The following is a 20,140-nucleotide window of genomic DNA, read 5'->3' on the forward strand; positions in this document are numbered from 1 at the left end:
ACCCCCACACCCGCGCACCGCACCGCATCGCGGCACCGACACACCCTGACGTCCTAGCGCCGGGACACCCTGAGCCCTGACGTCGCAGCTCCGAGACGCCCAGTCGACCGGCGGCGCCCGTCGTACGAACGGACGGGCGCGCCGCCGGTCCGGCGGCGCGGGCGGCTCACACCGGTACGTGCACGGCCTCCACGCGGCTGACCACATGGTGCTCCCGCTCGCGGTGCGCGGCCCTGGAGCGCAGCCGCAGGATCTGGACGATCCCGAGCGCCTCCAGCACGAAGACCGAGGCGAACGCGATCCGGTAGTTGTCCCCGGTCGCGTCCAGCAGCACCCCGACCGCGAACAGCGTGGTCATCGAGGCGATGAAACCGCCCATGTTGACGATGCCCGACGCGGTGCCCTGACGTTCCGGCGGGTTGGCCGGGCGGGCGAAGTCGAAGCCGATCATCGAGGCCGGGCCGCAGGCGCCGAGCACCACGCACAGCACGATCAGCAGCCACATCGGGGCCTGGCCCGGGTGGAAGACCGCCGAGGCCCAGAGCAGCGCCGTCGCCGCGACGGTGCCGAGCGCCAGCGGGGCGCGGGCCGCGTGGTGACGGGCGATGACCTGCCCGTAGACCAGCCCGAAGACCATGTTGGAGAGCACCACCAGGGTGAGCAGTTCACCGGCGGTGGACCGGCTGAGCCCCTGCGCCTCCACCAGGAACGGCAGCCCCCACAGCAGCAGGAAGACCATGGCCGGGAACTGGGTGGTGAAGTGCACCCACATGCCGAGCCGGGTGCCCGGTTCGGCCCAGGAGGCGGCGATCTGCCGCCGTACGTAGGCGGCGCCCGCGTGCTCCGCGGGCGGCGGCTCGTGGCCCTCGGGGTGGTCCTTCAGGAAGAGCAGCAGCAGGACGAGCACCACGACCCCGGCGACGGAGCTGCCGACGAAGGTGGCCGTCCAGCCGAATCCGTGCAGGGCCCGCGCGATGAACAGCGTCGAGACGAGGTTGCCCGCCATCCCGAAGAGCGCCGCGATCTGGCCGATCAGCGGTCCGCGCCGGGCCGGGAACCAGCGGGCGCCCAGCCGCAGCACGCTGATGAACGTCATCGCGTCGCCGCAGCCGAGCAGCGCCCTGGACGCCAGCGCCATGCCGTACGAGGGCGAGAGCGCGAAGCCGAGCTGCCCCAGGGTGAACAGGACGGCCCCGAAGGTGAGGACCTTCTTGGTGCCGAGCCGGTCGACCATCAGGCCGACGGGTATCTGCATGCCCGCGTAGACGAGCAGCTGGAGTATGGAGAACGTGGCGAGCGCGGAGGCGTTGACGTGGAACCGGTCGGCGGCGTCCAGCCCGGCGACCCCCAGGCTGGTACGGAAGATGATCGCGACGAAGTAGACGGCGACCCCGACGCCCCAGACCCGCACGGCCCGTCGGCCACCGGGTGGATCACCGGGCAGGGAGAGGGTGGGGGCGGCGGCGGAACTCACCGATCCTCACCCCTGACCAGCACCTTGACCCGTCCGACATGGCGCCGGACGACCTGCGCGGCACCCTCCGCGTCACCGGCTCTGATGGCGTCCAGCAGTTCGGAGTGCTCGGTGATGTTGGCGGCGATCCGGCCGGGGTGCGCCTCCATCACGGCGACGCCCATCCGCAGCTGCCGGTCGCGCAGCTGGTCGTAGAGGCGCGACAGGATCTCGTTGCCCGCGTTGCGCACGATCTCGGCGTGGAAGCAGCGGTCCTTCACGGACACCGCCGCCAGGTCCCCGGCCTCGGCCAGCTGCCGCTGCTCGGCCAGGAGCTCTTCGAGGCGGCCGATCAGCCGGTCGGAGGCGGGCACCGCCTTGCGGGCCGCGAATTCCTCGACCAGCAGCCGGGTCTCCACCACGTCCGCGATCTCCTGCGCGGAGACGGCGAGGACCAGGGCGCCCTTCTTCGGGTAGAGCTTGATCAGCCCCTCGACCTCCAGCCGCAGCAGCGCTTCGCGCACGGGCGTCCGGGAGACCCCGACGGCCTCCGCGAGATCCCCCTCGGTGAGGAGCGTGCCACCCTCGTAACGGCGGTCCAGGACCGCCTCCTTGATGTACGTGTACACACGCTCGGCGGCGGGGGGCCGCTTGACGGTCGGCTTCACGGCGGACGGCTTCACGGCGGGGGGCGCGGCAGGCATGCACACAGCATAGATACAAGATGCGTGCATGACGAACCGGTTCCGCCATGCGGGACGCGCCGCGCAGGATGCCGCACGAGGCACCCCCTCCGCCCCACCCTGACCAGGAATCACCCGCATACCTGAAATTGCCTCAGGAATCGGCACATCCATCCGGCATTCTCATGAGTCTCACCACCGAGCGGCACCTTCATGTGGCCGCATTCCAGGGGCATTTGGAGTATTCAAGTTGAAACTCGGCATTAAGGGCATAAGCCGCGCCACTGCCACGGCCACCGTGGCCCTGACGGCCGGCGCAGTCATCGCGGGCAGCGTCTTCGCCTCCACCGCGCAGGCCGCGACGCCGGCCGTCCCCAAGATCACCGCCCCCGGCGGTTTCACGATGAACAACGGCACCGCGAAGGCCCTGTACTCCAAGGCCGCGGACACCCGCCGTTCCACCGGCTCCACCACCAAGATCATGACGGCCAAGGTGGTGCTGGCGCAGAAGAACCTGAACCTGGATTCCAAGGTCACGATCCAGAAGGCCTACAGCGACTACATCGTCTCCAAGGGCGCCTCCTCGGCGCGCCTGATCGTGGGCGACAAGGTCACCGTCCGCCAGCTGCTGTACGGCCTGATGCTGCCGTCCGGCTGCGACGCCGCCTACGCGCTGGCCGACAAGTTCGGCTCCGGCACCACCCGCGCGGCCCGCGTGAAGTCGTTCGTCGGCAAGATGAACGCCCAGGCCAAGTCGCTCGGGCTGAAGAACACCCACTTCGACTCGTTCGACGGCATAGGAAACGGCTCGAACTACTCGACGCCGCGCGACCTCACCAAGCTCGCCAGCAGCGCCATGAAGAGCTCCACCTTCCGCGCGGTCGTCAAGACCAAGTCGACCAAGCAGAAGGTCACCACGAAGTCCGGCGGCTACCGCTACATGTCGTGGACGAACACCAACACCATGCTCAGCAGCTACAGCGGTGCCATCGGCATCAAGACCGGCTCCGGCCCGACGGCCAAGTACTGCCTGGTCTTCGCCGCGACCCGGGGCAGCAAGACGATCGTCGGTACGGTGCTCGCCTCCACCAACGCGACCAACCGCACCGCGGACATGAAGAAGCTCATGGACTACTCCTTCAAGAAGTAGCCCGCCCGGTCCACGGCGACGCCCGCACGCGGCGGAACCCGGATCACCGCACCACGCAGAGGGCCCCGCACCACGCGGGGCCCTCTCGCTCTTCCGGCGTCCTCGTACCGGCCGCGGACACCGCCACGGCCGCGGCGTCGCTCAGTCGAGGCAGAACTCATTGCCCTCGATGTCCTGCATCGTGATGCAGGACTCGTTCTCCTCGTCGGCGTACTGCACCAGCACGCACACCGCGCCGAGCTTCATCAGCCGGTCACGCTCGGCCTCCAGCACCGCCAGACGCTCCGCTCCGACGAGCCCGGCACCGGCCCGTACGTCGAGGTGCACCCTGTTCTTGGCGACCTTGCCCTCGGGAACGCGCTGGAAGTACAGGCGGGGGCCCTCCCCCGTGGGGTCGGAGCACGAGAACCACGCGCCCCGCTCCTCGGGCGGCAGCGAGTCGTTGTAGGCGTCCCAGGTGTCGAAGCCCTCAGGCGGCGGCGGTGCGGCATACCCCAGCACCTCACACCAGAAACGGGCGACGCGCTCGGGGTCCGCGCAGTCGAAAGTGACCTGGATCTTCCTCACCGATGCCATCCGGTCACCCTAACAGCGCCTATCCGCAGGTCAGTTTGATTTTTCTCCCCAGAAACCGCAGCGCTTCCACGGGTACGCACACGGGTGAGGAATCAGGCGTTACCGGGCACCGCCAGCGCCTCGTGCGCGGACACGGGCGGCATGAGACGGCAACCGCCGCGGAGGGGTGCCGGCCCGGATCCGGCAGAGATCGGAAAGGCCCAGGTCAGAGTGGTTCTGACCTGGGCCTCTGTGTGGTCCGGTGTCGATCAGGAGAGCGGACGCTCCTTCAGGCGTCCATTGTCACTTTCGGCAGTGGCAGGGCTTCTCCGGGTGCTTCGCGGTCACGGTGATGGTGGCCCTGGCGGGCTGGCTGACGACGTGGTGTCCGTCCGGTGCGGTGCCCGCCGCGGTCGCGGTGTTGGTGGCGCTGCAGACCTCGGTGCCGCCCGAGCCATGGCCGTCCTTCTTCGTGGCCGGGTGGCAGTCCTGGAGGTTGGTGCGGGTGATCACGTGGCTGCCCTGACAGGTCGTGCTCGCGCCGGGCGCAAGGGTGGTGGCCCCGCAGGTGACCTGGGTGACGTGATTGTCGTGGACCGTCACCCCGGTCAGCGTGGTGTCACCGGTGTTGGTGACGGTGTACGCGTACCGCACCGTGTCTCCGACCTGGAACGGTCCCTGTGAGGCGACCCGCTTGGCCAGGGTCAGCCCGGAGGTCCGCGGCTGCTGCTCGACGGTGACGGCGGCGGTGGCCTGTTCGCTGGCGACCTCCTGGCCGGTGGGTTCGAGGGCCGTGGCCTGCGCCAGGTTGGTCAGCTCACAGCCGCCCGTGACCTGCTCGCACGGAGTGATGTCGGCCTCGGTGATCACGTGACCGCCCCGGCAGGCGGTGCTCGCGCCCGGGGCGAGGGTGGTCGTGTCGCAGGTGACGGCGGCGACCTTGTCGTCGGTGACGGTCACGTCGTGCAGGGCGGTGTTGCCGGTGTTGGCGACCGTGTACGCGTACCGCACCGTGTCCCCGACCTGGAACGGACCGGTGGACTCCGCCTGCTTGGTCAGGGCGAGGGACGGGTGCGGTACCTCCTCGACGATCACCGCGACCGGGTCGGAGACCGAGGGCGGACAGGTGTCGTCGCCCTGGTAGTGGGCGGTGATCTGGTGGGCGCCCAGGGCGAGGTCCGCGGTGGTGAGGGTGGCGGTGCCCTCGGCGTCGAGGGTGGCGGTGCCGATCTGTGTGTCGCCGTCGTAGAAGGCGACCTCACCGGTGGGTGTTCCGGCCGTGCAGGTCACCTGTGCGGTCAGCACGACCGGCTCCCCGAGCCCCGCCGTGGCCGGGTGGGCCGTGAGCGTCGTCGCGGACTCCGCGGCGGACTGGGAGGGAAAGACGGCGAGGGAATGGTAGTTGCCCGCGCCGATGGCGGTGACGACCGCTCCGTCGGGAAGTTCCACCGGGACCGGCTCCGTGCGGTTGGTGGTGGTGCCGTCCCCGACCTGGCCGTAGCGGTTGTACCCCCAGGCCAGTACCTGGCCGGTGGAGGTCAGCGCGACCGTGTGGTCGTCGCCGCCCGCGATCGAGGTGACGGTGGTGCCCGTCGGCAGATGCACCAGGACCGGCTCCGTGCGTCTGGTGGTCGTACCGTCGCCCAGCTGGCCGTAGGTGTTGTCGCCCCAGGCGAGCACCTCGCCGGCGGCGGTCAGCGCAAAGCTCTGGAAGCCGTGGGCCGCGGCGACCGACGTGACGGTGATGCCCGTCGGCAGATGCACCAGAACCGGTGTGCTGCTGTTCGTGGTGGTGCCGTTGCCCAGCTGTCCGCCGCCGTTGTACCCCCAGGCGTACACCTGGCCGGTGGAGGTCAGCGCGAGGCTGTGGTCGTCGCCGCCCGCGATCGAGGTGACCGTGGTACCGGCTGGCAGGTTCACGGGCACCGGCTCGTTGCGGCTGACGACGGTGCCGTCTCCCAACTGGCCGAAGTCGTTGTCGCCCCAGGCGAGCACCTCGCCGGCGGCGGTCAGCGCCAGGCAGTGACCGGCTCCGCAGGAGACGGCCGTGGCCGTCGTACCGGCGGGCAGGTTCACGTGCACCGGTACGTTGCTCTCGCCGCCGGTCACGCCGTTGCCCAGCTGTCCCCACTGGTTGTATCCCCAGGCCAGGAGCTCGCCGGTGGAGGTCAGCGCGACCACGAAGTCGTCGCCGCTCGCGATGGCCGTGGCCGTGCTGCCAGCGGGCAGCTGGACCTGGACCGGCGTCGTGCTGTCGGTGAAGGTGCCGTCGCCCAGCTGGCCGACATCATTCTGCCCCCAGGCCAGAACCTGGCCGGTGGAGGTCAGGGCCACCGAGTGCCCGTACCCGCCGGCCACCGCGGTGGCCGTGGTGCCCTCGGGCAGGTCGGCCTGGATCGGCACCGTACTTCCCGGTTCGGTGCTGGGTGCCGTGGTTCCGTTGCCCAGCTGCCCGAACTGGTTGCGGCCCCACGTCCACACGTCACCGCCGTCGGCCGTCACCGCGGCGGCCGGTGACACGGCGACCGCGGAGACCGCCAGCACGAAGGCCGCCACCACCGCGATGACGGACCACGAGACGGACCGCACCGCATGCGACACCCCCCGGAGCGAGTCCGGAAGCCTACCCCTGAAAGAAGATTTCACTACAGCCCCTCCTGGGGAGTAAGGGATGACGCCACGTCCGCGTCGCATTTCTCGCAATCAGGGTTTAGCAGAAGAAAAGTAGAAATAGTCAGAGAAAGATTTAGATCAACATCATTCAACCCATTTGGTCGCCCAGGGCCTCAGGAGCTGGTCCTGAGCCGCCGCAGCAGCGCCTGTCGGCAGGTCGGTTCCTCTCTGCCGCCTCATCGACCGCAGGACTCCCGCCAGTACGTACACGGGTGACGATCCGGGCCGCACCGGGGACACCGCGCGCCATGGGCGGAAACGGGCGGCACGACGGCGGCAGCGGTCACGGAGCCCGCGCCTGTCGCACCACCGGTCCGGCACACCACAGCGTCTGACCGCACGTCACCCTGCCTTACGGCGCGTCACCGTGCCCCATGGTGCGCCGGACCGGAAAGGTGTCAGCCCGCGTGGCGCCACCAGAAGGAGCCCGGGTGGAAGTGGTCGCTCACGCCGAGCCGGTGCCAGAGCGGGGCGAGGATCCCCCGCAGTTCCGGATCGGCGTGGACGAAGGCGTTCGGCAGCTGGACGTCGAAGCGTTCCGGCGCGGCGGTGAGCAGCGCGGCCAGGAGGTACTGCTCCGAGTACAGGCGCCAGCGCCAGGACTCCGGATAGTCCGCGGGAAGCATGATGTCGTGGACCTGGACGAGCACCCCCGGCTTGAGGCGGGGCAGCAGCTCGAAGAAGAACACCATGACGTCGGAGCCCATCTGGAGCCGGTGCGAGCCGTCGACGAAGAGGATGTCGCCCGGCTCCAGTTCGGCGAACACGCCGAGGTCGGCATCCTGGAGGGGGACGCGGACCACGTCGTCGCAGAGGTGGTCGATGGGGGCCCGGGGCTCCGGGTCGATGGACGTGACGCGGGTGTTCAGGCCGAGGTCCTGGATGGCCCGGCGGGCGAACTTCGTGGAGTTCCCGGAGCCGATCTCCAGGTAGCGGGCCGGTTTCCCGGAGGCGAGGAAGCCGTAGAGCGCGGCCGCGTCCAGCGGGGGCAGCCAGGTGTTGCCCCAGTAGGCGGTGGCCCCCTTCTCCACCCCCTTCAGGGGAATCCCGGCCAGCTGGTCGGCGTACTCCAGAAGGCCGGTGAGGTGTGCGGCGTACCGCTCCCGGTTCTTCTCCAGCAGCTCGCGCACGGCCCCGAGTTCGGCGCGCGGCTCGGGCTTCACCACATGGTCCAGGAACACCGGCTTGGCCAGCCCGAACGCCCACATGACCAGGCCGAACGCGGTGGGCCTGCGCTCCAGCCGGTCGAGCCCGCGGCGCAGGGCGGGGAGCCGTTCCAGCAGGGTGGGAGTGGGTTCGGGCACGGTGCTCGGGGGCTGCGTGTGCACGGCGGGGGAACCTTTCGATCGGTGGGACGGCCGAGAGGGGGTGAGCCATGGGTTCCGCAAGCGCTGTTCGGTCGGAGCCGGTCGATCGCCGGACGCGGGTGGCGCCCCGGACGCCGGTGATCCTTTCCCGCATTCGGTTTCCGGTATCCGCGGAGACCGTCGGGCGGGGACAGAAGGCCGGTATCCGCCGCATCCCGCCGTACGGGCCCCGGCATCCGCGCCAGGCATGTTCCCGGCGGGCGGAAGGCCGTCCCGTACGACGCGCGCTATCCGGACCGGGCTGCGCCATCTGCCCGTTCCTCGCCGTGCGTGGCCCCTCTCGGATGCCGCCGGGCTCCATGTCGGCTTTCCTCGGTCCGGGGCCGCCTGCAAGAGACCTCTTCGCTGGCGGAGCCGCCTCAGCTGTGCTCAGATCTCCATATCCAAGGCTTTTCCGGCATTTCTCCCACCTGTGTGCTCATGGCTGATATGCGGGGGTGAGCCCGGAAGCCGAACAACGATCAAAGGAGGACAGCTTGAGACGGAAACGCACGGCCTTTCTGCGCGGTGCCGCCCTGCCGGTGCTGGTCGCCGCACTGCTGACAGGCGCGATGTCGGCCGAGGCCGCGGCCGACGGTAAGGACGACCACGGAGGGGGCGGCACCTGCTCGAAGATCTGCCCGCCCGGAAAGCCCGGACCGCCCGGACCTCCCGGACCTCCCGGACCTCCCGGACCTCCCGGACCGCCTGGACCGCCTGGACCTCCCGGACCGACCCTGCCGACCCAGATCATCCAGACGACCTACATGCTGGCATCGGGACTCAACACGGGCACCGCGACCTGCCCGCCAGGAACCGTCATCACGGGCGGCGGGCTGAAGACGCCCCTCGGGGGCAACAATCTCACCGTCCAGACGTACGAGTCGTACCCGTCCGCCGAGGACACCTGGACCGTTTCCTTCAACAACTCGGCCGGAACCACGGGTTCCTACATGGTCTACGCCGTCTGCCTCCCTGTGACCCCGACGGTCTGACCACCGGTCGGGTGGGGTGCACCCTTCGCTCCGGCTGCCGCGGCCGTACCCGGCAGCCGGAGCCGTCTGCCGTCTGCCGTCTGCCGTCTGCCGTCTGCCGTCTGCCGTCTGCCGTCACAGAGGAATCCCAGCCCCGCAAGAGGCACGGCCTCCGCTCCCGCCCTCACCGCGGCCTTCGCCGGTCGGTCACCGGACGGACCGGCGGCTGCTTCTCCCTGTCGTTCCGTGCCGGCTTCGCACCGGCTCCGGACCGGCCCCCGTCACTTCCGAACGGCGCTCTCGTCGGCCACGGCGTCCTCGGCGGCAGCACGCGTGCGGGTGGCGAACTGGGCCGTGCCGGGGACGACGAGCGCGCCGTAGGTCGACAGCAGCAGCACGACGGCGGCCAGGGTGGCGAAGGGTGCCACTCCGACGAACCGGACGAGCAGCGGCGTCACGGCGAGGGCGAGGGGCTGGAGGCCGAAGCTGGCCAGCCCCTCCAGGGCGAAGACCCGGCCCTGAACCCGTTCCGGGAACTCCTTCTGGAGCGAGCTGTACCAGAGGACCATGAAGCAGCCGACCCCGGCCGAACCGGCGGCACCCGCCGCGCAGAACATCCACAACGGCACGTCGACCGCGAGGCACACCGGCGTCAGCAGGCAGGGAGCCAGCGCGTTCATGGCCCACAGCCCCGGACGCGGGGAGGAGACCCGGCCGCCCAGCAACGAGCCGACCACCGAGCCCGCGAGCGTGGCGGCGCTGACCCAGCCGAAGGCGGAGAGTCCGTACCTGGTCTGGCTGACCATCGGCACCAGGATGTAGTTCGGGGCGAAGAGGAAGAACACCTGCACGGTTCCCTGAAGCATCAGGACCGACACCCAGGGCCTCCGCCGGACCTCGGCCAGCCCCTCCCGCGCCTCGGCCAGCATCCCCCGCAGCCCGCCGGGCTCGTCGGCCTCCGGGCCACCGGCCCGCGGATCGGCCGCGGCACGGACAGGCGGCAGACGCAGCCAGACCAGCGTGATCAGGCTCACCACGAACGTGGCGATGTCCACCAGCAGGGTCTTCGGCGGTGAGATCCCGGCAAGCATGACGCCCGCCAGCAGGGCCCCGGCCATCGAGCCGATCCGCTTGGTGGACACGTCCAGGGCGTACGCCTGCTGCCGCAGGTCTTCCGGCACCACCTGAGCGAGGGCCGCGCGGTGGGCAGGCTCGTACAGTGCCGCGCCCGCCCCGGTGGACGCCGCGGCCACGAGCAGCGGAGCGAGCGGCCCATCCGAGGCGAAGAGGAAGAAGCCGACGATCCCGGCCAGCCGGAGCACATCGGCGACGGCCATCACGGTGCTGCGGGAGTACCGGTCGGCGACCACCCCGCCGGCCAGCAGCAGCACGCCCATGACGGCGGACTCCACGGCCAGCACCAGACCGAAGACGCCCGGCCCGCGGTCCGGCACGACCAGGGCGGCGAGCACCACCACGGTGAGCTGGTTGCCCACCGTGCTGGTCACCTGCCCCAGCCAGAAAGCCAGATACCTCCGGCTGCGTAACAGGGCGCGTATCTCAGGTTGCGGCATGGTCCTTCTCACCCGTTCCGGAGGAAAGCGGGGCTACGGCCTTCCGCCCCGGGGGCGCGGTCGCTGCCCCAGGGGATGCGGCCACCGTGCGTCCCTGCCGGTTCCGGCCCCGGTACCCCGGCCGCACAGCCGCGGAAGGCCGACGACGCGGCACCGGAGTCACCGGAACCCGGCAGCGCGCGAACTGTGCCCCGCGCTCCCTCGGCTGGCCCAACTCGCCTATGAATACGCTCACTTCGGTGAAGGCAGAAGTCTTCCGCAACACCCGGCGGTACACCAACGCTTTTGCGCGTGGCCACGCCATGCCGTCGCCACCCGGTACGGCAAACCCGCTGTGTGCGGACGTCCAGTGGGACATCACGGGCCCCATCGACTTTCAGGCCGGAGCGCCACCGGTTCCTGGCGGCCTTCGACTCCGGGAACAGGCCCTACGCGGCGGGCCGCCGCACCTCGAAGTGGAAGCACCCGTACTCCAGCGCCCTGACGTGCACGAGCGCCACCTCCGGGTCGCCGAACGCGTCGTCGAAGACCGCGTCGAAACCGGCCGTGGCGTCCGCCGGAATGTCCAGAAGGCGGCCACCCGCGATGCGGCCCCGGGAGTCGTAGCGGCGCACGGTCCGCAGGGCGCCCGGCCGGTCGAAGGGGTAGTCCACGCCGGGCGTGAACCCGGGGCAGTCGTCGGCGTGGATGAAGATCGGGCCCTGCTCGTCGTACGCGCCCGGCCGCGCACCGGTCGCGGCGGCCCAGCGCCGCAGCGGGGCGTACGAGACGAGGGCGATCCGCTCACCGGGCGCGAGGGGACGCAGGCAGCAGCGCAGCGGGGAACCCGCGTCGTCGTCGGTCGCGGTGTACGGCGCACAGGGACGGCCCGCGTCGTCGGTCTTCTGGAGTTCCTTGAGGACGACGGCGTCGAGGGGGAGCACGGTGTACTTGGTCATGTGTCCATGCTGAATCGGCGCACCTGCGCGTACTGGCGGAAAACGGACCTCGCGCTGCGCCCTGCGACGCGAGGCCCCAACACCCCTTCTCCGCCTATACGGTGAGCTCAGATCAGCGAGAGGTCCCCGGCACCCACTGACGATCCCTCCCCGGCCCCTGCCCCGGTTCTCCGAAGGCCCCGGGCAGACGGCCCCCTCCACCGAAGGAACCGCCTTGCCCGCGCACCACGACATCGCCGCCGAAACCGAGCTGTGGAACGCCTACGCCGCCTCCGCCTTCGAGGACGGGATGGAGCCGGTCTTCCGCTGGACCCAGTACGCCGGGCACGGCCCCGGGCCGGAGCTGCTCGGCCACCCGCGTTCGGTGCTGGAGATCGGCTGCGGAACCGGCCGCGCTCTCGCCCACCTCGCCGGGCACGGCATCACCGCCCGGGGCGTCGATCTGTCCCCGGTCATGGTCGAGAAGGCCGCCGCGACGTGGTCGGACAGCGGGGCGGAGTTCGTGTGTGCCGAGGTCCTGGACCACCTGAGCACGGCCCCGGACACGTACGACGCCGTCTACTCCGTCTTCGGAGCCGCCTGGTTCACCGACCCGGGCCGCCTCTTCCCGCTCGTACGGAAGCGGCTCAACCCGGGGGGCGTCCTCGCCTTCTCCCAGCCACCGGCGATCCCGGGCGCGTACGGACCCCAGGGCATGTACAAGGGCGGCTTCGCGGGCCGGGCGCTGTTCACGTACCGCTACAGCTACCGCCCCGCCGTGTGGGAACGTCTGCTCACCCGCGCCGGGTTCGCCACGGCCCACGCCCGGGTCCTGGACGCCCCGCAGCCGGGACACATCGGCACCTTGCTGGTACGCGCGGTCGCGGGCCCGAGCAGCTGAGGTTCACGTTCACCGGAAGGCGGCGCTGTGCTCCGTCGCCCACTGCCCAAACGGCCTGGCCTCGGCGCCCGTGACCTGGGAGACGGTGTCGCGCACCTTCAGCAGTTCGTCGTTGGTGTCCCCGCCCATCAGGTCGAGGACGGCGCTCGCGGTCTCGTCGCCCATGAACGAGGCCATCTGCCGGTGGGCCTCCTCGCGGCTGATCTCGTCGAAGGAGATCTCCCGCCCGAGCGCTGCGGCCATGGCCGCGACCTGCTGCCGGGGCGTCACGCGCTCCGGCCCGGTCAGCGCGTACGTCCGCCCCCGGTGCCCCGGCTCGGTCAGCGCCACGCGGGCCACCGCCGCGATGTCCGCGGGGTGGATGGCGGGCAGGCCGATGTCGCCGTACGGCACCCGCACCGCCCCCTGATCGCGGATCGACCGCGCCCACCACAGGGTGTTCGAAGCGAACTGCGTCGGCCGCAGGATCGTCCAGGCCATCCCGCTGTCCTGGAGCAGCCGCTCGACAGCCAGGTTCTCGCCCGCCGCCGGAAGATGCGGATGGGTCTGCACCGTGATCGACGACACGAGCACCACGTGCTCCACACCCGCCCGCCGGGCCGCCGCCAGCACCTCCGCGTCCGCGCCCCTGCCCGCCGGAAGGAACAGCGAGCGCGCCCCGTCCAGCGCGGCCTTCAGGGAATCCGCCCGCGCGAGGTCGCCCTCAACGGCTTCGACGCCCTCCGGGAACGAGACCCGCCCGACGTCACGCGTCAGACCTCGTACCGGCCCCGCACCGGCCCGGTGCAGCTCCCCCAGCAGAGCACTTCCAATGTTCCCGGTCGCGCCGGTCACGAGGATCATCGCCATCTCTTCCTGTCGTCCGCCGATGTTCGCCTGCACGGCACGCTAGGACCCCAACTCCGGTTGAGGTCAAGGAAGGAGAGGATGGCCCCCTCGGAGACGGGCTACGACGCGTCAGTCCGACTGTGGCTGGACGAGCCCGGCGCGGAAGGACTCCCAGGCGGTGGGGCCGATGATCAGCACGGGACCAGCAAGGTTCTTGGAGTCGCGCACGGCGACGGTACGCGGGACGTTGCGGGCCACCTCGACGCACTCCTGGCCCGCGTTACCTCCGCTGTAGCTGGACTTAACGAACTCGTACCCGGGCACGGGGTTCACAGCTCCCTGCGGATGTCATTGATGAGTCTGACCGAGGTCTGTTGCGCAAGCCCCAGGCGCGAGATGCGGTCGAAAAGGGCGACGTGACGCTGAGCATCAGTATCGCTCTCCAGCCAGAGAGTGGTCGAGGTCGTATCCATGTGAACTACGTCCAGCGCCCCAGGCTCAGCAAAGGAAACGATGGTGAAGGCGCTTGTCATGCCAGGGTGAGCGCCTGCGTTGTACGGCATCACCTGAAGCTTCACGTTCGGCTGTCGAGCCACACTCAGCAGCTTGGACAACTGCTCCCTCATCACCTCTCGCCCTCCCACCAACTGGCGCAGAGCGCCTTCGTGGACGACCGCCCTCAGTTCGAGCGGATGGTCGCCACTCAACCGGGTTTGCCGCGTCATCCTGGCTTCGACGAAAAGTTCGATCTCATCAGGGTCGTCCCAGGAGCCGTTCCCCACAGCGAGGGCTCTGGCGTAGTCCGGAGTCTGCAGCAGCCCAGGCACGATGGACGCCTGCCACGTGCGAAGGGTCGTGGCAATGTCCTCCAAAGCCACGTACTCGACCATGGACTGCAGCCCCGGGTACTGGTTCCACCAGCCGCTTGCCTTGCGACGTTCGCGATCAGTCTTGGCAAGGGCAAGTAGCCTGTCGATGATCGCCTCATCGCTCTCCCCGTACAGGTGGCACAGAGCCCTGATGTCGGGATCCCGTATCGGTACAAGCCCCCTCTCGATCTTCGCGACTTTGGCGACCGACGCAGTCAAGGCATCTGCAGCATGAGCCTGTCGCAAAGCACATGCCTCGCGCATGCGCAGCAGATCGCCACCAAGACGTCGCCCGAGCACAGTCGAGACCGTCCGGCCTCGGTCGGGGCTGTTGCCTGCCACGTCATGTCCCTCCGTCGAGTCGCCCAAGTCTGTGACTCATTCTCCTCGAACACCAACTAGGGCAGAAAATTCTCTGCCCGAACTTGTTGCTGCGCGAGCAATCGCACCACTACCGTCAGTACTCCACCGATTGCACAGTGGAATCACTCGGCGGAAGTGCACCGTCCTGCCTGCGCCACCACGGCGCCCCGTAGACACGGCATCGCCACCGCCCACACCCACGGAGGCCCGCGCCATGACCGCAGCCGAACAGATCTCCGTCCCCGAACCCACCCTCCGCGAGGACCGGCTGGACTACGCGCCGACCGCCGAGAGCGTGTCGTTCTCGCGGCGGCGCGCCGCGCGGCTCGTGCGGGAGTGGGGGTATCCGGGGCTGGCGGGCGACGCGGCCGTTCTGGTCAGCGAGTTGGCGACCAACGCACTGGTGCACGGGGCCGTGGAGGGGAGGCTGTTCCGGGTGCGGCTCACGCTCACCGCCACCGCGCTACGGGTCGCGGTGAGTGATCCGAAGAGTGAGCGGCTACCGGACCTCCGCGAGGCGACGGACGAGGAGTGCTACGGGCGGGGGCTCCTGATCGTGGCGCGGATCGCCGACCGGTGGGGCGTCGAGCCACGCACCGTGGGCAAGACCGTCTTCGCCGAACTCGCCCTGCCGTAAGGGCCGGAGCACTCGCACGAAACCCTCACCACCCTCCGGCCCCTCCATCGGCTCCTGTGCACCGCGTCGTCACAGGCCACCGGAACCGGGCCCCGCCCGGCCGGCTCACGGACCGGGGCGTCGCGTCGTCGCGCCGCGGACTCATTACCCCGTCCCGGGCCGTACGGCTCCGGCCACAGCCGCACACAGGAGGGAACAGTCCGCTTGCCGCACAGGCCCGACGCGCGGCCCCTCGGGAGCGGGAGGCCGCGCGCAAGCCAGGGCCGTACTACTCCGGCGGTTCGATGGTGACCGGCTTCCCGAGGTCATAGAAGTGCTGCGACGTGGTGCTCTGCACACCGCCGACGGTAGAGGTGCCCTGGGCACCGACCGGGGTGGCGTCGTCCTTCATCCACAGGATGTACTCGGACATCTTCGCGCCGTTCCACTGGAACGGCTCCGCGCTGACGATGCGCAGGGCGTTCGCGTTCTCGCCGTTCTCCAGGGCGATGACGTCCTTCTCGGGCTCGACCTTCCACGTCGGCGACGAGCCGATGACGTCGGCCGTGACCTTCGGATCGGCGAGGGCCCGGTAGAGCTTGGCGATCGAGGCGACCATCACCGCCTTGGAGTCCCCTTCAGGGTCGCCCTTGACCCAGGAACCGTCGTTCTTGATCCACTCCTCGTCACCGAGGAACACGTACGAAGTCTTCTTCCCGCCCGTACCGTCGTTCTCGCCAGCCATCGCGGGGTCGTCCCCGAACCGGAAACGCGCGGTGCCCGACTGGTCGTTGGAAAGCACGTACTCGGTTCCGGTTCCGTACGCCTCCATCGCGTCGACCACGCAGGCGGCCAGGCCCTTGCCCGGAATCGTTGCGCCCGCCTTCAGCGTGAGGGCCTCGCACGTGGCTGGAGTGGTGTAGGCAGAGGCCGAATCGTCCTGCGCCGCAGGGGAGGCGGCGTCGGTGGCTGCGTCGGGCGAGGACGACGGCAGCTCTTTGGTATCTGCTCCGTCGGACGAGCATCCCGTAAGGAGGATGGAACCGGCCACGGAGGCTATGGCGACTGCTCTGAGAAATCGCGATCTACCCATACCCCCGGATGATAGGGGCCGTTTCGAGGGCCCTCCAGGTGATGCCGCCGAACTCTGTTCGTCGGCATCGCACTTGTGGCTGCCCGACCACCGGTGGCTCGCGACGCGTTCATCCCCGCGGACGCCGCCCGCGCGAAGCTCCGCGACGGCACCTTCCACGAGCCCCGACCCGCCTGCTCGGCTTGACCAGACCCGCAGGGGCGCCCCCGGAAAGAGAAGGAGACATGACTCCAGCGAAGCTTTCCGTCATTGCTTCTTAGTCCAAAACTTCCGGGAGCATTCCTTCATTTCCCATTGCCCCTCAAAAATTACATCCTTTTTGAAATTCTTGTAAATATCACCTCTCTGCGACTTCACCCTGCTCATGGCACTACAGACCTCACCTTTGAGCGCAAGGCTATGCTCACTCAACCCAATCCCATACCCCTCTTCGACCTTAAAGGAGAAAGACGTAAGGAAATAATCCTCCGGATTCCTGTAACTCAACTGAATCCCTCTCAGGATCATGCCGTCCGTCAGCACCGCATCCTGACCCTTATATTTAGTGAGCTTATCAGTGCAGAGCTTATATTCACTCCGCGAAGTGATTTCACTCGGGAATTTTTTATTCTTTTTCTTGAGCTCATTAACGTACACCTCCGCAGTGGACCCGCTCACGACACACACCTGAGCGTCTTCAGGCAGATCGATTGGCAGGTTCACCGTTTCCGACCTTCCCTGGATCAAAACGTTCCCTCCCCTCTGACGGTCCTTCTGCATCAGAATCTTCTGGGGTGCCCGAAGGTACGGTCCGGCGAAAATGACAGCAGGTCTGTCCGCACTGCCATCCTTTCTCTCATCCGTGATTCCGTAAGTACCGACGAAGATATCGACCCCCTGCTCTCCCGCCCCACCCCCTCCTCCCCCTTCATTCAACCTTATCTCGCGATCCACCGTCGGCACAGATTTGAACTCATATTGGCCTGAAACGAGGCCCAGCTCGTCAAGTACCTTCTTCGCGTAATCAATTTCCACGCCAACCCATTTTCCTCTCTCTTTGTTACTCACACCAGGCTGGTTGTTTTTCACTCCCACTACGAACTTGAAATCCCCGTGGCTCTCCCTCGCTTTGTTAAGCCTGTCCAGGGCTTCGTCCTCGGGCTCTGGCGCATCACTCTTGGACGCAGCGGATTCGCCCCTGGGCGCAGCGGAGGCTCCCTTGGACGCGGAGGAGTCGTGCAGCTGGTCCCAGGCGAGGTAGCCGCCTCCGGCGAGCAGGGCGAGACAGGTGACACCGATCAGCGCGACGCGCGTGCCAGGGTTCTTCCGGGCCTCGGCTCCCCTCGGCGAAGGGGCGGGACTCCTCTGCTGGTTGTGGTCCTCGGGCGTGGCGGCAAAACCGCCAGAGGCGTTGCCTGAATCGTATTCCGGGGTTTCCCTCAACGAGCCGTGCGTGGGGCCACCACGGGCGGTGGGGCCGTCCTCGCGGGCCATGGGCGGCGGGTGAACGACGTAGCCCTGGAAGGCGGGCGGCAGATAGCTGTCCCTCTGCTCGCGGACGGCGTCCACTTGGTCGTCGCAGCGGTCGAGATAGGTGTCAGCGACCTCGATGAAGCGGTCGTTGTACCACGGCTGCAACGAGGGCACCGCGCCCGAGTCCCCGCTGCCGAGAGCGGCGGGGGTGTCGCGCCCGGTGAGCTGAAGGAGAGAGCGGCGGTGCAGTTCGGCCTGCTGGAACGCCTCGATGCGCAGTTCCTCGGCGTCGTCCCGTTGCCCGTAGGCACGGTTCCGCCTCTTCTCGATTTCCGCGATCCGCCGCTCGGCCTCGGCGAGGAGCCGTTGGCTCGCGTCCGCGCGCTGCCTGGCCTCGGCCGCCCGCTGCTGGTTGACGGTCGATTCCGTCGCCTGCTGTTCCAGCCGCTGATGCGCCTGGTCCCGTTCGGCTTTCAGAGCCGCGCAGCGCTGTTTCAAGTCCTCCACCGCGCTGCTGAAGATGAAGATGAGATGGGTGAGGTCCTTTACGGTCCGCAGCGCCACATCGTGGTTGCTGCGCGCGTCGACCAGACCGATCTCGTAATTGTGCTCCGCGCCCGGGAGAACATCATGGGAACCGGCCACCAGACGGGCCGCGTCCGCCTCTTCGGCCGCTCTCAGCAGCTCACGGCCGACCCTGAGCTGATTCTCCTGCCCTTCTGCCCCCACCAGCTTCCTGACCACATCGTCCAGGAGCCACGAAGGAATCAGTTTGCGGCCGTTGAGGAATTCGTTCCACCGGGTACGCCCGAAAGGGAAGAGGCCCTCCAACTGCCCTGCGCCCAGCCCGTCCACGCGGGCCCGTAGCCACTCCGCTAGGTCGTTCGCCTCCGGCGTGTCCCCCGTCGGCGCGCTGCGCCGCCCCTTCAGCCTGTGAGTCGGCCGGTCTTCGTCGTGCACTGGCACCACCTTCGTAGGGGCCGCATCCGGCCTCGCGTCCGTGGTTTCCAGCCATATTTCACTGTGGTGGGCTGCGCGGGTACGAACGGACGCCAACGAGCTGAAATGGCCATCTCACCATCAACGCGCCCTGTTCTTCCACCCGTTCAGCAGAAGCGAATGACCGTGTCGCGCACATCGTCCTGATGACGCTCAAAAGACCCGGCTCCCCGCACGACGGTGGGCCCGCACGGAATTCCGTGCGGGCCCACCGTCGTACATGTGTCTCGACAACCACCTACGCCCAGGTGATCAGGCGCTTCGGGTTCTCCAGGATGGCGGCCACGTCGGCCAGGACCTTGGAGCCGAGTTCGCCGTCGACCAGGCGGTGGTCGAACGACAGGGCCAGGGTGGTGACCTGACGGGGCTTCACCTTGCCCTTGTGGACCCACGGCTGGAGCTTGATCGCGCCGACCGCGAGGATCGCGGACTCGCCCGGGTTCAGGATCGGGGTGCCCGTGTCGACGCCGAAGACGCCGACGTTGGTGATCGTCACCGTGCCGCCCGCCATGGCCGCGGGGGACGTCTTGCCGTCCCGGGCCGTGGAGACCAGCTCGCCCAGTGCGGCGGCGAGCTGCGGGAGCGTCATGCCGTGCGCGTCCTTGATGTTCGGCACGATCAGTCCGCGCGGGGTGGCCGCGGCGATGCCCAGGTTCACGTAGTGCTTCTGGACGATCTCCTGGTTGGGCTCGTCCCAGGCGGCGTTGATCCCCGGGTTCCGCTTGATCGCGACCAGGAGGGCCTTGGCGATGAGGAGGAGCGGGTTGACCCGCACCCCCGCCATGTCCTTGTCCTCCTTGAGCTCCGCGACCAGCTTCATCGTGCGCGTCACGTCCACGGTGACGAACTCGGTGACATGCGGGGCCGTGAAGGCGCTGCCCACCATCGCCTGAGCGATGGCCTTGCGTACGCCCTTGACCGGAATGCGGGTCTCGCGGGCATCCGCCGCGGCCACGGTCTCGGCCGGTGCCTCGGCCGCGGGAGCGGGGGCCTGGACCTGCGCCGGTACGGGGGTGGCCACGGGCGTGGCCGCCGCGTGGACGTCCTCGCGGGTGATGACCCCGTCCTTGCCGGTCGGGACGACGCTCGCCAGGTCGATGCCCAGGTCCTTGGCCAGCTTGCGGACCGGGGGCTTGGCCAGCGGACGGCCCTGGGGAGCCACGCCGACGGGCGCGGCGACAGGCGGCGTGGCGACAGGCGGGGCGGCGGGTGCGGCGACGGGCGCCGCGCCGTGGCCGTTCAGCTCGGCCTGGATCGCGGGCGCGGTCTTGCGGGCCCGGCGCTTGGTCGAGCTCTCGGACACGCCGTAGCCCACCAGGACCGGCTGGCGGCCCTTCGGGGCCTCGGGCTCCGGTTCGGCGGCGGGAGCCGGTTCGGCGACCGGGGCGGCGGCCGGGGCCGACGGCGCGTCACCGCTGCCCGGGGCCACGTCCACCGCGATGATCACCTGGCCGACGTCGACGGTCGTGCCCTCGGGGAAGCGCAGCTCGTGCACCACCCCGTCGAACGGGATCGGCAGCTCCACAGCCGCCTTCGCCGTCTCGACCTCGCAGACGACCTGGCCGTCGGCGACGGTGTCGCCGGGCTGGACGTACCACTTGAGGATCTCGGCCTCGGTCAGTCCCTCGCCCACGTCGGGCATCTTGAACTCACGGAAGCGAGCGGCGTTGGAAGTGTCGGTCATCGTTGTCACG

17 protein-coding genes are annotated in these 20,140 nt (G+C 69.1%); 4 read left to right on the forward strand and 13 right to left on the reverse strand.

Annotated features, from left to right (window positions below; genetic code table 11):
- Positions 1 to 166: 166 nt before the first annotated feature.
- Complete coding sequence (locus ACFVWY_RS00985) at positions 167 to 1,474, reverse strand: nitrate/nitrite transporter (RefSeq protein WP_389865799.1); 1,308 nt, start codon at positions 1,472 to 1,474, stop codon at positions 167 to 169.
- Positions 1,471 to 2,157: a GntR family transcriptional regulator gene (locus tag ACFVWY_RS00990; protein ID WP_389865801.1), complete on the reverse strand. Its 687-nt coding sequence runs from the start codon at positions 2,155 to 2,157 to the stop codon at positions 1,471 to 1,473. The genes ACFVWY_RS00985 and ACFVWY_RS00990 overlap by 4 nt, the downstream gene beginning before the upstream one ends.
- A gap of 229 nt (positions 2,158 to 2,386) precedes the next feature.
- Between ACFVWY_RS00990 and ACFVWY_RS00995 the strand changes: the two genes are divergently transcribed.
- Positions 2,387 to 3,286 (forward strand): D-alanyl-D-alanine carboxypeptidase family protein, encoded by a 900-nt coding sequence (locus tag ACFVWY_RS00995; protein WP_389865803.1) that lies wholly within the window; start codon positions 2,387 to 2,389, stop codon positions 3,284 to 3,286.
- A gap of 141 nt (positions 3,287 to 3,427) precedes the next feature.
- Here ACFVWY_RS00995 and ACFVWY_RS01000 read toward each other — a convergent pair whose 3' ends face one another.
- The 3 genes from ACFVWY_RS01000 to ACFVWY_RS01010 form a co-directional block, all read right to left on the reverse strand.
- Positions 3,428 to 3,862 (reverse strand): VOC family protein, encoded by a 435-nt coding sequence (locus tag ACFVWY_RS01000; RefSeq protein ID WP_389865805.1) that lies wholly within the window; start codon positions 3,860 to 3,862, stop codon positions 3,428 to 3,430.
- Positions 3,863 to 4,144: 282 nt separating this feature from the next.
- A complete protein-coding gene (locus tag ACFVWY_RS01005; RefSeq protein WP_389865808.1) occupies positions 4,145 to 6,430 on the reverse strand; it encodes an Ig-like domain repeat protein in 2,286 nt (761 codons plus the stop codon).
- 482 nt (positions 6,431 to 6,912) lie between these two features.
- Complete coding sequence (locus ACFVWY_RS01010; RefSeq protein ID WP_389865810.1) at positions 6,913 to 7,842, reverse strand: class I SAM-dependent methyltransferase; 930 nt, start codon at positions 7,840 to 7,842, stop codon at positions 6,913 to 6,915.
- 515 nt (positions 7,843 to 8,357) lie between these two features.
- Between ACFVWY_RS01010 and ACFVWY_RS01015 the strand changes: the two genes are divergently transcribed.
- Positions 8,358 to 8,855 (forward strand): hypothetical protein, encoded by a 498-nt coding sequence (locus ACFVWY_RS01015; RefSeq protein WP_389865811.1) that lies wholly within the window; start codon positions 8,358 to 8,360, stop codon positions 8,853 to 8,855.
- A gap of 260 nt (positions 8,856 to 9,115) precedes the next feature.
- Here the strand turns inward: ACFVWY_RS01015 and ACFVWY_RS01020 are convergent, their stop codons facing one another.
- Together ACFVWY_RS01020 and ACFVWY_RS01025 are read right to left on the reverse strand one after the other, a co-directional pair.
- Complete coding sequence (locus ACFVWY_RS01020) at positions 9,116 to 10,408, reverse strand: MFS transporter (protein ID WP_389865813.1); 1,293 nt, start codon at positions 10,406 to 10,408, stop codon at positions 9,116 to 9,118.
- A 428-nt stretch (positions 10,409 to 10,836) separates the two neighbouring features.
- The gene (locus ACFVWY_RS01025) at positions 10,837 to 11,346 is read right to left on the reverse strand and encodes a DUF1203 domain-containing protein (RefSeq protein WP_389865815.1); all 510 of its coding nucleotides are present in this window, start codon (positions 11,344 to 11,346) and stop codon (positions 10,837 to 10,839) included.
- A gap of 214 nt (positions 11,347 to 11,560) precedes the next feature.
- On the opposite strand from ACFVWY_RS01025, the gene ACFVWY_RS01030 reads away from it, so the two are divergent.
- Complete coding sequence (locus tag ACFVWY_RS01030) at positions 11,561 to 12,226, forward strand: class I SAM-dependent methyltransferase (protein WP_389865817.1); 666 nt, start codon at positions 11,561 to 11,563, stop codon at positions 12,224 to 12,226.
- A 9-nt stretch (positions 12,227 to 12,235) separates the two neighbouring features.
- On the opposite strand, the gene ACFVWY_RS01035 is transcribed toward ACFVWY_RS01030, so the two are convergent.
- The 3 genes from ACFVWY_RS01035 to ACFVWY_RS01045 all read right to left on the reverse strand — a co-directional run bounded on the left by ACFVWY_RS01035 (position 12,236) and on the right by ACFVWY_RS01045 (position 14,265).
- On the reverse strand, positions 12,236 to 13,069 hold the full coding sequence (locus tag ACFVWY_RS01035; RefSeq protein ID WP_389865820.1) for an SDR family oxidoreductase: 834 nt from the start codon (positions 13,067 to 13,069) through the stop codon (positions 12,236 to 12,238).
- A 114-nt stretch (positions 13,070 to 13,183) separates the two neighbouring features.
- Positions 13,184 to 13,378 carry a DUF397 domain-containing protein gene (locus tag ACFVWY_RS01040; protein WP_389866311.1) on the reverse strand — a complete coding sequence of 65 codons (195 nt, stop codon included), beginning with the start codon at positions 13,376 to 13,378 and terminating at the stop codon, positions 13,184 to 13,186.
- A 5-nt stretch (positions 13,379 to 13,383) separates the two neighbouring features.
- The gene (locus ACFVWY_RS01045; RefSeq protein WP_389865822.1) at positions 13,384 to 14,265 is read right to left on the reverse strand and encodes a helix-turn-helix domain-containing protein; all 882 of its coding nucleotides are present in this window, start codon (positions 14,263 to 14,265) and stop codon (positions 13,384 to 13,386) included.
- A 235-nt stretch (positions 14,266 to 14,500) separates the two neighbouring features.
- On the opposite strand from ACFVWY_RS01045, the gene ACFVWY_RS01050 reads away from it, so the two are divergent.
- Positions 14,501 to 14,923 (forward strand): ATP-binding protein, encoded by a 423-nt coding sequence (locus ACFVWY_RS01050; RefSeq protein ID WP_389865824.1) that lies wholly within the window; start codon positions 14,501 to 14,503, stop codon positions 14,921 to 14,923.
- A 268-nt stretch (positions 14,924 to 15,191) separates the two neighbouring features.
- Here ACFVWY_RS01050 and ACFVWY_RS01055 read toward each other — a convergent pair whose 3' ends face one another.
- The 3 genes from ACFVWY_RS01055 to ACFVWY_RS01065 form a co-directional block, all read right to left on the reverse strand.
- Positions 15,192 to 15,953 carry a hypothetical protein gene (locus ACFVWY_RS01055; protein ID WP_389865827.1) on the reverse strand — a complete coding sequence of 254 codons (762 nt, stop codon included), beginning with the start codon at positions 15,951 to 15,953 and terminating at the stop codon, positions 15,192 to 15,194.
- Positions 15,954 to 16,241: 288 nt separating this feature from the next.
- Positions 16,242 to 18,407: a transporter substrate-binding domain-containing protein gene (locus ACFVWY_RS01060; protein ID WP_389865829.1), complete on the reverse strand. Its 2,166-nt coding sequence runs from the start codon at positions 18,405 to 18,407 to the stop codon at positions 16,242 to 16,244.
- A 277-nt stretch (positions 18,408 to 18,684) separates the two neighbouring features.
- Positions 18,685 to 20,139: a dihydrolipoamide acetyltransferase family protein gene (locus ACFVWY_RS01065; protein ID WP_389865831.1), complete on the reverse strand. Its 1,455-nt coding sequence runs from the start codon at positions 20,137 to 20,139 to the stop codon at positions 18,685 to 18,687.
- Between the last annotated feature and the right edge of the window lies 1 nt (position 20,140).

This window comes from Streptomyces sp. NPDC058195, from assembly GCF_042883525.1.
In the GTDB taxonomy this organism is placed as follows: domain Bacteria; phylum Actinomycetota; class Actinomycetes; order Streptomycetales; family Streptomycetaceae; genus Streptomyces.

Coding starts and splice junctions, on each gene's coding strand:
- ACFVWY_RS00990 (WP_389865801.1), bottom strand. CDS start 2,157: ATGCCTGCCGCGCCCCCCGCCGTGAAGCCGTCCGCCGTGAAGCCGACC.
- ACFVWY_RS01000 (WP_389865805.1), bottom strand. CDS start 3,862: ATGGCATCGGTGAGGAAGATCCAGGTCACTTTCGACTGCGCGGACCCC.
- ACFVWY_RS01020 (WP_389865813.1), bottom strand. CDS start 10,408: ATGCCGCAACCTGAGATACGCGCCCTGTTACGCAGCCGGAGGTATCTG.
- ACFVWY_RS01025 (WP_389865815.1), bottom strand. CDS start 11,346: ATGACCAAGTACACCGTGCTCCCCCTCGACGCCGTCGTCCTCAAGGAA.
- ACFVWY_RS01035 (WP_389865820.1), bottom strand. CDS start 13,069: ATGATCCTCGTGACCGGCGCGACCGGGAACATTGGAAGTGCTCTGCTG.
- ACFVWY_RS01050 (WP_389865824.1), top strand. CDS start 14,501: ATGACCGCAGCCGAACAGATCTCCGTCCCCGAACCCACCCTCCGCGAG.